At 75.1% G+C, this 15,397-nt stretch carries 10 protein-coding genes and 1 riboswitch; of the genes, 2 read left to right on the top strand and 8 right to left on the bottom strand.

Going from position 1 to position 15,397, the window contains the following annotated elements:
- The first annotated feature begins 122 nt into the window (after positions 1–122).
- Entirely contained in the window at positions 123–674 is a 552-nt protein-coding gene (locus tag AC3ERT_RS29075) for a hypothetical protein (RefSeq protein WP_435177725.1), read from the top strand.
- A gap of 28 nt (positions 675–702) precedes the next feature.
- On the opposite strand, the gene AC3ERT_RS29070 is transcribed toward AC3ERT_RS29075, so the two are convergent.
- Both AC3ERT_RS29070 and AC3ERT_RS29065 read right to left on the bottom strand, forming a co-directional pair.
- Positions 703–4,947 (bottom strand): bifunctional nitrate reductase/sulfite reductase flavoprotein subunit alpha, encoded by a 4,245-nt coding sequence (locus tag AC3ERT_RS29070; protein WP_435177757.1) that lies wholly within the window; start codon positions 4,945–4,947, stop codon positions 703–705.
- A 354-nt stretch (positions 4,948–5,301) separates the two neighbouring features.
- On the bottom strand, positions 5,302–5,928 hold the full coding sequence (locus tag AC3ERT_RS29065; RefSeq protein ID WP_335970456.1) for an N-acetylmuramoyl-L-alanine amidase: 627 nt from the start codon (positions 5,926–5,928) through the stop codon (positions 5,302–5,304).
- A gap of 420 nt (positions 5,929–6,348) precedes the next feature.
- Positions 6,349–6,486, top strand: a riboswitch (cyclic di-AMP (ydaO/yuaA leader).
- A 12-nt stretch (positions 6,487–6,498) separates the two neighbouring features.
- Between AC3ERT_RS29065 and AC3ERT_RS29060 the strand changes: the two genes are divergently transcribed.
- On the top strand, positions 6,499–7,623 hold the full coding sequence (locus tag AC3ERT_RS29060; RefSeq protein WP_435177723.1) for a M23 family metallopeptidase: 1,125 nt from the start codon (positions 6,499–6,501) through the stop codon (positions 7,621–7,623).
- Positions 7,624–7,830: 207 nt separating this feature from the next.
- Here AC3ERT_RS29060 and AC3ERT_RS29055 read toward each other — a convergent pair whose 3' ends face one another.
- The 6 genes from AC3ERT_RS29055 to AC3ERT_RS29030 all read right to left on the bottom strand — a co-directional run bounded on the left by AC3ERT_RS29055 (position 7,831) and on the right by AC3ERT_RS29030 (position 14,914).
- A complete protein-coding gene (locus AC3ERT_RS29055; protein WP_435128673.1) occupies positions 7,831–8,826 on the bottom strand; it encodes an MBL fold metallo-hydrolase in 996 nt (331 codons plus the stop codon).
- Positions 8,823–9,776 carry a helix-turn-helix transcriptional regulator gene (locus tag AC3ERT_RS29050; RefSeq protein WP_435177721.1) on the bottom strand — a complete coding sequence of 318 codons (954 nt, stop codon included), beginning with the start codon at positions 9,774–9,776 and terminating at the stop codon, positions 8,823–8,825. Before AC3ERT_RS29050 ends, AC3ERT_RS29055 begins: the two co-directional genes overlap by 4 nt.
- A gap of 116 nt (positions 9,777–9,892) precedes the next feature.
- Positions 9,893–10,822, bottom strand: coding sequence for a helix-turn-helix transcriptional regulator (locus AC3ERT_RS29045; protein WP_435128669.1), 930 nt, complete (start codon positions 10,820–10,822; stop codon positions 9,893–9,895).
- Between the two features lie 226 nt (positions 10,823–11,048).
- Entirely contained in the window at positions 11,049–12,548 is a 1,500-nt protein-coding gene (locus tag AC3ERT_RS29040; RefSeq protein WP_435177719.1) for a PrsW family intramembrane metalloprotease, read from the bottom strand.
- Between the two features lie 65 nt (positions 12,549–12,613).
- A complete protein-coding gene (trmB, locus tag AC3ERT_RS29035) occupies positions 12,614–13,387 on the bottom strand; it encodes a tRNA (guanosine(46)-N7)-methyltransferase TrmB (protein ID WP_435177755.1) in 774 nt (257 codons plus the stop codon).
- Positions 13,388–13,498: 111 nt separating this feature from the next.
- Entirely contained in the window at positions 13,499–14,914 is a 1,416-nt protein-coding gene (locus tag AC3ERT_RS29030; RefSeq protein ID WP_335970469.1) for an NsdA family TPR-like regulatory protein, read from the bottom strand.
- Positions 14,915–15,397 lie beyond the last annotated feature (483 nt).

Below are 15,397 nucleotides of genomic sequence, written 5' to 3'. Positions count from 1 at the left end.
CGGCACAGCGGAGAGTTGCGGGGGCGTTACCGGGTCTTGACTGAGCGGATGCCGTCCCGGGGCTCCCGGAGAGCGGGACCGCGGGGTTAACGTATGCCCTCACGTCCCGATCTGGGGGAAACATGCGCATCTGTGCCACCTTCCGCACCACTGGTGTCAGCGCTGGGCTCGTGGCGGTGGCCGCGGTGTGCGGGCTGCTGGCCGGGTGCTCGTCGGGCGGGGCGGACGGCGGCGGCGTCCGGAGCGCGGCCACGGCCTCGGAGCAGGCGGTGGCGGTGGGCCTGACGTCGGCGGAGCAGGTGGCCTCGACGCTGGAGCGGAGCGTGTCCACGATGACGACGACGGTCGTGTACACCGCGGCCACGGACCCGGACCACCTGCTCGGCACCTCGCGCGGCTACCTGTCGAAGGTGGCGTTCGCCGACTCCCGGGTGCAGCCCGCCGACGTGGAGGGCACCAAGGCGGACGCGGTCGTCCGCGGCGGCAGCATCGAGACGTTCGCGACCGCGGCGCAGGCGCACGCGCGGGCCCGGTCGATCGAGAGCGGCGCCCAGGGCACGGCGAGCGCGGGGGAGTACCACTACTACGTCGGCGCCTCCCTGATCCGGGTCTCCCAGGTCCTCACGCCCGCGCAGGCGAACGACTACGAACTCGCCGCGAGCAGCCTCGGCTGACGCGACCGCCCGGCGGCGGGCGGACGCCTCAGTACACGTCGCGGACGTACCGCTTCTCCGCCGCGAGCCGCTTGACGTACGCGTCGGCCGCGTCGCGGTCCAGGGCGCCGTGCACGGCGGCGACGTCGCGCAGCGCGCGGTCGACGTCCTTGGCCATGCGGGCCGCGTCGCCGCAGACATAGAGGTGGGCGCCGTCCTGGAGCCAGCGCCACAGGCGGGAGCCGTGCTCGCGCATCCGGTCCTGGACGTAGACCTTCGCGCGCTGGTCGCGGGAGAAGGCGGTGTCGAGGCGGGCGAGGGTGCCGCCGTCGAGGTGGGCGGTCAACTCCGCCTCGTAGTAGAAGTCCGTCGCGCGGTTCCGCTCGCCGAAGAACAGCCAGTTCGGGCCGCGGTCGCCGCGGGCGCGGCGCTCGTCCAGGAAGCCGACGAAGGGCGCGACGCCGGTGCCGGGGCCGATCATCACCATCGGGGCGGCCGGGTCGGCAGGCGGCCGGAAGTTCGGGGCGCGGCGCAACGCGACGGGCACCTCGGCGCGTTCGGCGGCGTCGGCGAGGAAGGGCGAGCACACGCCCTGCCGGGCCCGGCCGCGCGGGCTGTCGTAGCGGACCACCGCCACGGTCAGCGCGACCTCGTGCGGGTCGGTGAGCGGGCTGGAGGAGATCGAGTACTGGCGCGGCTGGAGCCGGTGGAGGACGCCGGCCCACTCCTGGGCGGTCGCGGACACCGTGTACTCGGCGAGCACGTCGACCGCCTGGCGGCCCCAACTCCACTGGGCGAGCCGGTCGTTGCCGTCGGCGCGGAGCATGTCGCGCAGCCGGCGGTCACCGGTGCGCTCGGCGACGAAGCGGAGCAGGGCCGGGGTGATGCGGGTGATGTCGAAGTGGCGGTGCAGCGCCTCGCCGAAGGGCAGCGAGACGGTCCCCCCGCCGGCCACGTCCACGGCGGTGGCGCCGTCCAGCCCCGTCACGGCGAGCCATTCCGCCACGAGGTCGGGGGAGTTGACGGGGGTGACGCTGAGCGCGTCCCCGGCTTCGTAGCCGAGCGGCACCTCGCACGCGCGGGTGTCGAACGTGAAGCGCCGCACCTCCTTGGTCGCACCCGGGCCGCTGAGCAGGCGGTTGCCGGTCAGCAGCGCGGTCACGGGCCGCGCGGCGCGGGCGGGGGCGGTGCGGGCCGCGCCGGGCGCCCCGGAGACGCCGGGCGGGGCCGCGGGCGGCCGTGCGGAGGCGGGCGGTGCGGCGGGCGCGGGTGCGGGCGGGAATACGGGCGCGGGCGGTGCGGCGGGCGTCTGCCCCAGGGTCGTGAGCATTCCCTCCAGCCACGCCCCGGCCGTGTCCTCGTAGTCGGGCTCGCAGTCGGTGCGGGGTGCCAGCCGTACGGCGCCGAGTTCGCCCAGCCGGTGGTCCAACCGCCGCCCGTGGCCGCAGAAGTCGTCGTAGGAGGAGTCGCCGAAGGCCAGTACGGCGTAGCGGCGGCCCTCCAGGCGGGGCGCGTCGGAGGCGGTGAGCGCGTCCCAGAAGCCGGCGCCGTTGTCGGGCGCGTCGCCGTGGCCGTAGGTGCTGGTGATGAGCAGCAGGTCGGCGGTGTCCGGCAGGGTGCGGGGGTCGGTGGTGTCCATGCCGGCCAGGGCGGGACGGTGGCCCGCGCCCGCCAAGCGCTCCACGACACCGGCCGCGAAGTCCTCGGCGGTGCCGGTCTGCGAGGCCCACAGCACCACGACATCGCGTACGGGGGGCGGCACGGGCCGGTCGGGCGGCGCCGTCGCGGCGGGGCCCTGCCCGGACTGCTTGTCCGGCCGGTACGGGGGGTGCGGTTGCGGTGCCTCCGGCGCGCGCGAGTACATGCCTGCGAGGACGCCGTTGACCCAGCGCGCGTGGGCGGGCCGGAACGGCGCGTCCGGGGGCAGCACCGGCACCCCGGGAGCACCGGACTCCAGCCCGGCCAGGAACCCGACGAGGTACTGCCGTTCGTCCGCGCCGAGCACGGGCGGCGGATCGGTGAGGCCGAACAGGCCGACGGCACCGGCGAGTCCGGCGGGTGCCGCAACAGCAGGCGCCGCGACGGCGGGTACGGCGGCGGGTGCGTCCAGCGCCGGGGCCGGGGCCTCCGCGAGAGCCGGGGCCTCCCCGGCAGCACCGGCAGCCCCGAGATCCCCGCCTTCCGCAACGCCCCCGCCTTCCGCGGTCTCCCCGACCGCCGCGGCCACCTTCGCCAGGGCCACCGCGCACACCTTGAACTCCGGCTGGAAGGAGATCGGGTCGACGGCGTCATTGGTCACCGCGTTGACGCTCAGGTCCTTGCCGAACAGGTCGTTCCAGTGGAAGGGCGCGAAGCAGCAGCCGGGCAGTACCCGGTCGGTGACCACCGCGGGCAGCAGCGCCCGGCCGCGCCGGGAGGCGACCTCGACCGTGTCGCCGTCGGCGATGCCGAGCCGGTCCGCGTCGGCGGGGTGCAGCTCCACGAACGGCGCCGGGTTGAGCCGGTTCAGCTTGGCCACCCGCCCGGTCTTGGTGAGGGTGTGCCACTGGTGCGGGAGCCGTCCGGTGTTGAGCGCGAACGGGTAGTCGTCGTCGGGGAGTTCGGCGGGCGGCAGGTGCGGGCGGGGGAAGAAGGCGGCGCGGCCGCTCGCGGTGGGGAAGCTCGGCCCGTCCGGCCCGGTGTACCGGATCGGATTGCGGTCGGGCCCGTCCGGGTCCGCGGCCGGCCACTGCACGGGGGTGCCGCGCAGCCGCTCGTAGCTGACCCCGCGCAGGTCGTAGCCGGTTTTGGGGTTCCAGGCGCCCTTGAGTTCCTCGAAGACCTGCTCGGCGCCGGTGTAGGTGAAGGCGTCGGCGTACCCCATCGCGCAGGCGATGTCCGCGATCAGCCGCCAGTCCGCGGTCGACTCGCCGGGCGGGTCGAGCGCGGGCCGGGCCAGCGTGAGGTTGCGCTCGCTGTTGACCAGCACCCCTTCGGTCTCGGTCCACATCGCGCCCGGCAGCACCACGTCGGCGTGCGCGGTGGTCTCGGTGTCGGCGAACACGTCCTGCACGACGACGAGTTCGGCCGCCGCCAGGCCCTCGACGACGGTCGTCCGGTTGGCGACGGAGGCCACCGGGTTGGTGCAGATGATCCAGCACGCCTTGATCTGCCCGGCCGCCATCCGCCGGAACATCTCCACGGTGCCGCCGCCGGCGCCGTCCGCGCGGATCGTGCCGGGCGGCAGGCCCCACAGCTCCTCGGCGGCGGCCCGGTCCTCGTCGACCAGCACCGAGCGCTGCCCGGGCAGCCCCGGGCCCATGTAGCCCATCTCGCGGCCGCCCATCGCGTTGGGCTGGCCAGTCAGCGAGAACGGACCGCTGCCCGGGCGGCAGATCGCGCCGGTGGCCAGGTGCAGGTTGACCAGGGCGTTGGTGTTCCAGGTGCCGTGGGTGGACTGGTTGAGCCCCATCGTCCAGCAGCTCATCCACTCCCGCGCGTCACCGATCAGCCCGGCGGCAGCGCGCAGGTCCGCCTCGGCGACCCCGGTCAGCTCCGCGACGGCCGCCGGCGGGTAGTCGGCCAGCAGCTCCGGCATCGCCGCCCACCCCTCGGTGTGCGCGGCGATGAACTCCGGGTCGGTGCGGCCGGCCTCGACCAGCAGGTGGAGCAGTCCGTTGAGCAGCGCGAGGTCGGTGCCCGGGCGCAGTTGGAGGAAGACGTCGGCCTTCGCCGCGGTGGCGGTCCGCCGCGGGTCGACCACGATCAGCTTGGCGCCCGCCTTGACCCGGTCCATCATCCGAAGGAAGAGGATCGGGTGGCAGTCGGCCATGTTGGAGCCGATCACCAGGAACACGTCGGCGTGCTCGAAGTCCCGGTAGGACCCGGGCGGCCCGTCGGCGCCCAGCGACAGCTTGTAGCCGCTGCCCGCGCTGGCCATGCACAGGCGGGAGTTGGACTCGATCTGGTTGGTGCGCACGAAGCCCTTGGCGAGCTTGTTCGCCAGGTACTGCGCCTCCAGGCTCATCTGGCCCGAGACGTAGAAGGCGACCGCGTCCGGGCCGTGCTCGTCGATGATCGCCCGCAGCCGCGCGGCGGTCTCCGCCACCGCGTCGGCGACCGGCACCGGGGCGGCCGGGCCGCCGCGCTCGGCCCGGACCAGGGCGGTGGTCAGCCGGCCGGGCGCGGCGAGCATGTCCGCGGTCGTGGCGCCCTTGGTGCACAGCCGGCCGAAGTTCGCCGGGTGGTCCTTGTCGCCGGAGACCTTGACCACGCCGCGCCGCCCGTCGGGCCCGGCGGCCACCTGGAGCACCATGCCGCAGCCCACCCCGCAGTACGCGCACACCGTACGCACCCGCCCGTCGCCCTCCGCCCGCTGCTCGGCGCCGGGCAGGAGTTCCGGCCGGGGTCCGGACCGTGGCTCGGGCAGGGGTAGGGACACGGGCGGGGGCGCGGGCACCGGCGCGGTCGCGGTGGCGGGCACGGTCGCGGGCACGCGGCTCCCCTCTCGGGTACGGCTGACCGTCGCACCGTACGAAAGGCCCGTTTCGCCGCGGTCACACCCGCGAAGCGCGGCCGGTTACGCCCCCTGCACAGCCTCGGGCAGCCGGGTGTGAGGGCGCGGGTCGGCGCGGGCGGGCGCGGGCGGGCCGCCGGTGCCCGCCGCGGCTCAGCCGCCGTTCACCAGGCGGATGTAGCGCACCCAGTCCCAGTTGGGCCCCGGGTCGGTGTGGTCGGTGCCCGGCACCTCGACATGGCCGATGATGTGCTGCCGGTCCTTGGGGATGCCGTACTTGTCGCAGATCTCGGCGGTGAGCGCTGCGGAAGCGTGGTACATCGCGTCGGTGAACCAGGACGCGTCGTCGACCCAGCCCTCGTGCTCGATGCCGATGCTGCGGGTGTTGTACGACCAGTTGCCCGCGTGCCAGGCGACGTCGTGCTCCCGGACGCACTGGTCGATGGCGCCGTCGGCGGAGCGCACCACGTAGTGCGCGGTGGCGGCGTGGGCCGGGTCCTGGAAGAGGGTGATGGTGTCGGCGAAGGTCTCCTGGGTGACGTGGATGACGACCATGTCGATCGCATAGGTGGTGGGGCGGTTGGATGCCGTGTAGTTGGCGGTGCTGGCCGGTGCCCAGGTGGCGCCGGGGTAGTCGACGGCGCCGGCCGCGGCGGCCCGGCCGCTGCCGGTCCACAGCCCGCCCGCGAGCGCGGCACCGGCGGCGGTGCCGAGCGCGAGGCCGCCGCGGAGTAACGACCGGCGGGTGTGGGGGAGTCGGGGACTGCTGGGGCGTTCCATGGCGGGCTCCCTGAGAGGTCGCGAAGCGGTCGGGACGTTCGAAACGGTCGGGTCCATGACAAGTACCGGCCCGCCCATCCTGGGGTCCGGCGCCGCGACCTGCCAAGCGCTTCGCGCAATGGCAGAGGTCCATGCCACTGGCGGACCCGCCGCGCGGCCCCGCCCGGCCGCCTGCGCGCCGAGTTCGCCCACTCACACACCGTAGCCACCATGTCCCAGCCCTCTTCCCCGCACCGATAACGACTGATGCACGCTCACATCACTTCACGGCCACATCGACTGACCGATTTGCCTGCTCTCTCTATACCCTGACTGTTTTGTTCCTATGCCCAACTCTCTGATACGGCTTGGAAAACGACTCCGGCTCTATTAACGTTCGATAACGCAGCGCGGTCGTCACCGCCGCCGCCAGGACGGCGGACCGCGCGCTTGCCGAATCCCGTCCGCGGGAACCGGGGACCCGAGAAAATGGGGTGAATCGGGCAGTAGTCAGGCCCGTAGGAGACCTTCTTCCTCCGAACCCGTCAGCTAACCCGGTAGGCGAGAGGGAAGGAAAGGAGAGCGCCCGTCGTGGCGTCCGACCAGCTTGCCTACGCCCATGCCCGGCTCGACGGCGACCTCGCCGGCCAGGAGCGGGACGACTTCCACTTCCCCCGCCAGCGCGCCAACGCCGCCGCGGCGAACGGGACTTCCGCCGCGATGACCGCCCCGGCCCCCACCCCCGCGTTCGCGGCCTACGCCAGTGTCGGCGCCGCCGGGCTGGCCCCCGCGCCCGCCGCCGACTCCGCGGCGCGCCCGGCGCCGTACCCGCTGCCGGACGCCGCCCCCGCCGGTGCCCCGCTCGCCGGGATGCCCGTGTACGACCCGACCGTGCTGGCCGGCGCCGACTCGACGTCCATACTGCCGCGGCCGGTTGCGGAGCCGACCGCGGAGCCTGCCGTGGAGACCGTCCGCGACCCGGAGCCCGCCGCCGAGGCGGAGCCCGCGACCGCGCCCGCCGCGTTCGTCGAGCCCGCCGAAGCCGCCGAAGCCGCCGAAGTCGCCGAACCGGCCGCCCCCACCGACCCCGGCGCCGCCCTGTGCGCCCGCCTCCTCGGCCAGGTCGCCGCCCAACGCGAGGCCGTCGCCCGCGTCGAGCGCGAGGCCGCAGAGCAGGCCGCGGCCGCGCAGGCCGCCCGGGAGGCCGCCGAGCGCAAGGTGCGCGAGCAGGTCGCCGCCGCGAAGGCGGCCGCCGAGGAGAAGGCCCGCGAGGAGGCCGCCGCGGCGGCCCGCGCCGAGGCCGAGCGGCTCGCCCGGCTCGCGGCCTCCTACATCAAGCCCGTCGCCTGCGCCACGCTCGGCGCCGCCTTCGGCGAGGCCGACCCGTGGGCCAACCTCCACAACGGGCAGGACTTCACCGCGCCGACCGGCACCCCCGTGCACGCCGTGCACGGCGGCACCGTCACCTCCGCGGGCTGGGCCGGCAGCGATGGCTACCGGGTGGTCCTGACCCTCGACGACGGCACCGAACTGCGCTACTGCCACCTGTCGACCATGGTCGTCACCGATGGCCGGGTCACCACCGGCGACACCATCGGCCGGGTCGGCGCGACCGGCAACGTGCCCGCGCCGCACCTCCACCTGGAGGTCCGCCCGGACGGCGGCGCCCCCGTCGACCCGCTGCCCTGGCTGCGCGCCCACGACGTCACCATCTAGTACCGCCGGGCGACTTGGGCGCCCGGCCCCCGCACGGACGGCGCCCCCGCCGTACGCCGTGCGCCGCTCCCGCACCCCTCTGACGACCCATCGCACCCCACCGCCCCGGCGGCCCTGGCGACCACCCCCCCGGCGCCGGGGCCGTCGGTCGTTCCGCGCGGACGAGCGGCCGGGCCCCGGGGCGGGGGAGGGGCGGCGCCGGGTCCGTCAGGCGACGGGCGAGGCGGCGGCGGTGGGGTCGGCCGTCGGGGCGTAGTGCGCGGCGAGGTCGACCAGCGGGATCAGGTCGGCCGGGGAGGAGTCCCCGTCCAGGACGCGGTACTCCACGGCCGTGAGGATCGCCAGCCGCTCGGTCAGGCCCCACCGCGGGTTGGTCTCCGCGGCTATGAGCTCGGCGGCGGTCTGCTCGACGGTCTGCCCGGCCGCGTGCCCGGCGTGGACGCGGTCGCGCACCCGCAGCAGGTAGTCCGCGTACGCGGAGACGTCCGCGGGCGTCATGACGGGGCCGTGGCCGGGCACGACCACGCGCGGGTCGCAGGCCAGGATGCGCTGCACCGCGCGGTGCACCTCGGTGAGCGGCCCGGCCCAGTGCACCGGGTGGTCCTCGCAGAAGATGACGTCGCCGGCGCAGACCACGCCCTCGCCGGGCAGGTTGACGATGAGGTCGCCGACCGTGTGCGCGGGCCCCACCTCGATCAACTCGACTGCCAATCCGCCGACTTCGAGGTCCAGCCGGCCGCTGAAGGTGCGGGTCGGCGGCACCGCCTCACTCACCCCGAAGTCGCCGTAGCGGGCGAAGTGCCGCTTCAGGTAGGCCCCGAGCGGCGTGGCCGGGTCGCAGTCCGCGACGAGCCGGGCGAGTTGGGCCGGGCTCGGCTCCTTGCACAGGTGGGCGGTGGTGGCCTCGGTGCTGATGACCTCGGCACCGGCCGCCGTGAACAGCCCGTTGCCGTAGGAGTGGTCGCCGTTGCCGTGGGTGTTGACGACAGTGGTGATCCGGGTGCCGGCCGGCAGCACCTCGTCAGCCAGCGTGGCCAGATGGCGGGTCAGGTCGGCGGTGTACGGGGTGTCGACCAGCAGCGCGCTGTCCCGGTCGGTGATCAGCACGCAGTTGGCCAGGCCCCAGGTGTCGTGCCCGTCGGGCAGCCACAGGTGGACCGCGGGCGTCAACGCCTCAAGGCGGCTGGGTGGTTCGATGCTCATGGGGTCCCAGTCTGCTGGTCCGGTGGAAGGCGGTGGTCAGGGGGGTGGCCCGCGCGGTCCGCGGCGGGCGGCCGGGGGGCCGGGCCGCCCCGGGCCTCGGCGGCGTCCACCGGGCCGGGCGCCGGGGCGTACATCGGCTCCTGCGGCGCCGGCCGCTCGCCCTGGTCGAACAGCACGAACATCAGCCGCCCCCCGGGCACCCCGAACGGCTCCGCGGCGCACAACGTCGCCCAGCCCGGGCCGAGTTCCGGGTGGTGCAGCGGCCGGGAGCCCTCGGCCCGCGGCTGGAGGTACTCCGTGGTGGGGGAGTCGTAGCGCGGGCCCACCACCGGGTCGCGCCGGATGTCCGCGACCAGCCGCGTCAGCGTCCGGTCGGTCGGCCGGGCGGCGGCGCGGGCCCGCAACTGCGGTACCAGCAGAGGCAGCCAGCTGTTCTCCCAGTCGGTGAGGACGTGATCCCGCGCGACCGGGGCGAGCAGCATCCAGCGCATCACGTTGCGCGGCACGCCGTGCGGCGTGAACAGCCGGGTGAACGCCGTGTTGTACGCGACCAGGTCCCAGGCGGCGTCGCTGATGTACGCGATGTCGTGGGTGGCGGCCAGCACCCGCCGCCACGGCCGGGGCACGGAGCGGCCGACCTCCGGGTCGAGCGGGAAGGCGGGCGGCGCGCCGGTCGCGTAGAACACCAGCGCCTCCCACTCCTGTTCGGTCAGCCGCAGTATCCGGGCGATCGGTTCGAGCAGCCCGGTGTCGATGGTGGCGAGCCGGCCGCGCTCCACGTAGCCGTACTTGTGCTCCGGCCAGCCCAGCAGCCGCGTCATGTGCTCGTGGGTCAGCCCCGCGACCTTGCGGCCGCGCGGTTCGGCGCGCGGCGACAGCCCCAGCGCGGCCGGGTCCTGCCGGGCGCGGGCCCGGGAGAGCAGCGTCCGCATGGCCTGGCGGTCGGTCAACGGTGCGTCCTTCGGGTCGGGTCGGGGCGGGGCGGGGCCGGTGCGGCTGTGCGGCGAGTCGGTCGAGCGGCGGGTCGGCGGAACGGCGGAGCGGCGGGCGCGGGTGCCGGCCGGCGTCATCCGCGCCCGGGCGACAGCTCGGAGGGGTCCAGCGCGCGGGCCAGTTTGTAGCCGACCTCGAAACGGCTCCCGGCGCCCAGGCGTTCCATCAGCGCGGCCATCACGTCCTCCACCTCATGGCGCTCGATGCCCAGTTTGCGGGCGATGCGGTCGTCTCCGTAGCCGTTGGTCATCAGCCGGATCACCGCCCGCTCCAGCGCGCCGAGCGGCGCGTGCCGCAGACCGGCCCCGGCGAGCGGCAGCGGAGTGGCGCGCTGCCAGTACGACTCGTGGATGGCGGTGAAGGAGCGGACGAGGGCGTCGCCTTGGATGCGCAGCAGCGACGGCTCGTCCGGGTCGGCCGGTTGGGGCGCGGGGTACCCGGGGGCCGGGCCCGGTAAGGCGGTTGGGCGGGGGACGGACGTCCGGGGTACGTGTCCGGGGGCGGCCGGCGCCGCGGCCCGCCGGCGCGCGTCCTGCCGCACGGGCCGGTCGTGGGAGGGCAGGCAGACCGTGTGCCGGTCGAAGATCAGCAGGTCGTGCGCCACATGGTCGATCACCCGTACGGTGACGCCCGCGTCGGACAGCGCCTGGAGGAAGCGGGCGAGGGCCGGCTCGTGCAGGGACGCGCGCGGGTACACCGCCCGGACCCGGACCCCGCGCCGGGCCAGCGCCGCGTCCGCGGCCAGCCGCCACTGGAGTTCCGGCGGATCGAGCGGCGGCGGATCACGGTGCAGGGTGTCCGCGTACGCGTGCGTCGCGGCCGCCAGGTCCCGCAGCACCAACTCCCCGGCGTGCGGCCCCGGGAACCGGTCGACCGCCACCTGGTGCTGCTCCGGCAGACCGTCGGCCCACCGGTCCGCGGCGGGGTCCGCGCCCGCCGCGCCCGCCGTCCTGCCCGCGCCGGGGCCCGACACGGGCCCGCCCACCGGTTGTTCGGAATCCATCGCCGCCCGATCTCCGTGGCCCGCCGCGCGCGCCGAACCGGCGTCCCCCGACGCGTACGAGCCCCCACGGGTCGGGAACCGACCCATCAGGCACAGAGTGTTACAGCAGCATCACTGGATTTCCAGGCCGAATCCGTCCAGGAAATCAATCCCCCCAAAGAGTACGCCGGGTGCAAAGCGGGGGATACGGTGTGCGCCCCGCGCGCACCGCGGTTCCGGCGCGCCCCTACAGGTGCTTGGGCGGGTGCGGCGGGGGACCGTACGACGGAGGAGGACCGTAGGGCGGCGGGGCGCCGTAGGGCGGTGGGACGTGCGGCTGCGGCGGCTCCCACGCGGCGCGCGGCGGCGGGACGTACGGCGGCGCGTACGGGGCCCCGTACTGTGCCCCGTACGCGGCGGGGTAGCCGTAGGCGGCCTGCGGCCCGTACGGCCCCTGCGGCCCGTACGGGAGCGGCGGCGGCATCCGGCGGGCCGGCGGCTCGTCGAGCGCCACCGCGTGCGCCAGGGCCGGCTGGGCGAGCGCCCTGCGGTGCCACAGGTGGGACAGCAGTTCGGCCTCGCGCGCGGCGAAGTCCGCTTCGGGGGCGCCCCGTTCGGCGGCCGCCCGCAGGAACGCCAGGTGCGTGGCGAACGCCGTGTAGTCGCGGACCGCCCGCGCCGCCTGCTCGCCCACCAGCCGCTTCGCCTCGCGCCTGGCCTCCGCCCGAATCCGCATGGTGCCCAGCGCGTTCGGCTCGCCGACCGCGAGCCAGCCCGCGGCGGCGTACGGCGGCAGGGCGCGGCGGACCGTCCGCAGTTCGTTGGAGCGGGCCCAGAACGCCAGCCACAGCACCAGCCCGAACACCGGCACCATCACCGACACGTACACCGTCAGGAAGCCGAGCGGGGACAGGGAGGAACTGCCGTTCCAGGTGCCGTGCAGCACCATCGCCAGCAGCCAGCCGCACAGCGGCGGCACCCACCGCCAGCGCCAGTGCAGCCCCGGGCGCAGGGTGGCCGCCAGCGCGAAGCCGATCCCGGTCATCGACGTGAACAGCGGGTGGGCGAACGGCGTCATCAGCACCCGGACCACGAAGGTCGCCACCGTGGTGCCGATCCCGCCGTCGCCCAGCGCCTTGTCCTGGTCGAAGGCGTTGCCGAGGTAGAGGATGTTCTCGGTGAAGGCGAAGCCGGTCGCGGTCAGCCCGGCGAGCACGATCCCGTCGAGCAGCGACTCGATGTGCCGCCGCCGGAAGAGGAAGAGCAGCAGCAGCGCGCTGCCCTTGGCGGTCTCCTCGACCAGCGGCGCGACGAACGTCGCCCCCCACTGGTCGGACTGCGAGGGCGTCGCGGAGAACGCCGAGGCCAGCAGCTTCGCCCCGTACTCGTTGGCGAAGATCGCCACCAGCGTGGCGGCGCAGGCACCCCAGGAGAAGGCGAACACGACGTTCTGCCAGGGGCTGGGCGCCACATGGTCGAACCACAGGTAGGCCCAGACGATCAGCGGCACCGGCAGCAGCGCCAGCGCCATGCCCACCAGGAAGGGCTCGGTGCCGATGTGGTGCCGCAGCACCGCCAGGATCACCACCCCGCACACCGCGAGCGCGGTGAACAGCGCACCCGTCCGTACCGCCCGGCTCTCCCAGAAGGCGCGCCGCGGCCCGTAGTGCGCCGTGGTGGGCTCCTGCGGCGCGTCGTCCCCGAGGGGGGCGTCCGGCGCGGAAGGGTACGAATGTGTCGTCACCATGACGACAGTACGGGGGTGGGCCGGGGCCGCGCGAGAGTGCGGGACAACCTGCTCCGGCGGCGGCCTCAGACCCGTACGAAGAGCAGGTCGCGCACCACGTGGCCCTTGGCCAGGCCGGTCCGTTCGAACTTCGTCAGGGGGCGGAAGGACGGCCGCGGCGCGAAGGTGTCGCCGTACCGGTTCGCCAGGCCCTGGGCGTCGTTCAGCACCTGGAGCATCTGCTCCGCGTACGGCTCCCAGTCGGTGGCGCAGTGCACCACCGCGCCGGGCCGCAGCAGCGGGGTGGCCAGGGCGAGGAAGTCCGGCTGGATCAGCCGCCGCTTGTGGTGCTTGGCCTTGGGCCACGGGTCGGGGAAGTACACCCGCAGCCCGTCCAGGCTGGCGGGCGGCAGCATGTCGCGCAGCAGCACGATCGCGTCGCCGTTGGCCACCCGCACGTTGGTCAGGCCGTCGCGGTCGGCGAGCGCGAGCAGGTTGCCCTGGCCGGGGGTGTGCACGTCGACGGCGAGGATGCCGGTGCCGGGGTCGGCGGCGGCCATCGCGGCGGTGGCGTCGCCCATGCCGAAGCCGATCTCCACGACGACCGGCAGCCGCCCGCCGCCGGGCGCGGGGAACAGCGCGGCCAGGTCCAGCGCGGTGCCGTCCAGCTCCACGCCCCAGCGCGCCCAGTGCCGTTCGATCGCCGCCTCCTGCGCCTTGGTGAGCCGGCCGCGCCGCGCGTGGAAGCTGCGGATGCGGTGCTCGCCGCGGGACCCGGCGGGGTCGGGCGCGGGCCCGGCCGGGAACTTCACGGCGGGCGCGGGAGCAGGGGCGGAGGAGGTGGTGGGCGTCGGCACAATGCCGTCGATTCTACGGCGGCGGCAGGGCGCGGCGGCGTGCCGTACGGGCGTGACCTTGCGGACACGCCCGATACGGCGCGCGGGTACGGCCCTGCTCCCGGGCGCGCCCGCCTACGCGGGGGCCGCCAGCAGCGGGCGGGCCCGCTCGCGCAGGTCGAGCACCTGGGGGTCGTCGTTGTACGGCTCCAGGCGGTGCAGGAGGTCGCGGACGTACTCCGTGGTGCGCGCGGAGGAGATCCGGCCCGCCACCTCGACCGCCTTGACGCCCGCCGCGCAGCACGCGTCGAGGTTGCCCGACTCCAGCTCGGCGACCGCGGAGACCACCAGGCGCAGCCCGTGCGAGCGGACGAACTCCTCGGTCGGCTTGGCCAGCGCCTGTTCGGTGAAGCGCTGCACCTGGCGGGGCAGGCGCAGGTCGCGGTAGCACTCGGCGGCGTCGGCGGCGAGCCGGTCGTAGGAGTAGAAGCCGAGCCAGCTGGGGTCGGCGTCGCCGGTGCGGGCGCGCTCCAGCAGCGCTTCGGCCGCCGACAGGGAGGCGCCGCAGGCCGCGGCCTCGCCGGCCTTGGCGTGCGCGCGGGCCTCCACCAGGTGGAAGAAGCTCATGGTGCGGGCGGTGGCCAGGCCCCGGTTGCGCTCCAGGGCGGCCTGCGCGAGGTCCACGCCCTCGTCGGAGAAGTTGCGGTAGGTCGCCTGGAGGGACATCGACGCCAGGACGTAGCCGCCGAGCGGGACGTCCGCGGCGGCGCGGGCCAGCCGCAGCGCCTGGATGTAGTACCGCTGCGCGGCCTCCTGCTGACCGGTGTCGAAGGCCATCCACCCGGCCAGCCGGGTGAGTTCGGCGGTGGCGCCGAACAGCGCGCGGCCCACGTCGTCGCTGTAGGAGCCGAGCAGCAGCGGGGCGGCCTCCACCCGCAGGCACTCCGGCACCATGCCCGAACGCCAGTCGCCGCCGCCGTACTTGGAGTCCCAGCGGCGCGCGTCGTCGGCGGCCTCGCGGAGTTTGGTGACGTCGGCGTGGCCGACGTGCGCCATGCCGGGGGCGGGCGCGTCGCGGGCCACGGTGGCGTCGGCGGGGGTGATCAGCCAGCGCGAGGCGGGGGTGACGTAAGCGCTCACTGCGAAAGATCCGGCCAGGCTCTGCCAGATGCCGCCGCCGCCCGGGCCGCGCCGTCCGGCGAGGTCGAGTCGCCACAGATCGGTGGCTGATTTCACCGCCTCCCCGACGTCCCGGGGGAAGGCGAGGCCGACCTCCGGCGCCGGGTCGGCGTCGGCGAGACCTATCTCGTGCAGCGGCACGGGACGGCCGAGTTTGCTGCCGATCGCGGCGGCTATCAGGTGGGGTGCGGCGCCCTGCGGCACCATGCCCTTGGTGACCCAGCGGGCCACCGACGTCTTGTCGTAGCGAAGCGTCAAACCGCGTTGTGCGCCAAGGTCGTTGACCCTGCGCGCGAGTCCGGCGTTGCTGATGCCCGCCATGGCGAGAAGGGTGCCGAGCTTCTCGTTCGGCCCGCGGTGTTCTCTGTTCACTGCGGTTCACCTCGTGATGCCGCTTGGGGGCAGGCCGGCCCGGCCTGGTGATGTCGTCCGGGGGTACGGGTGTCGCCCTCCCCCTGGAGCCCGATTCGGCCACCGCGGCGGCCGCGGTGCGGCCGGTACGGTACTTGCGGCGGGCACCCGAGCCGCGCTTACGTGTGCGAACCGGGTACACCCAGCGTAGTTCGCTGCATCCCGACCGTTAAGAGGCTCGTGGCGGATGGCCGGAAACGGACGGGTGCCCGCAAGCGCCCCGCGTGCGATGCGCGCACGATCCGGCGTGTGCTCCCGGTATATGTGGCCGTGCGCCCGGCTGTGCGCTCTGTGCCGTGCTGTCCCCGCCGCGGTTGCATGGGGCCATGGGTCGGCCCGCGGGCTCCGGCAGGCGGCTATGCCGGGGTGGAGCGGGCCAGGGGGTTCCGCTGCCACAATCCCCGCGGGTGGCGGACCGGCCCGGGCGGCGTCCGAACGCCTCCC

It is taken from the genome of Actinacidiphila sp. bgisy145 (genome assembly GCF_057708125.1).
The sequence above is the reverse complement of the archived record's forward strand: the minus strand, read 5'-3'. Positions and strand labels throughout refer to the sequence as shown.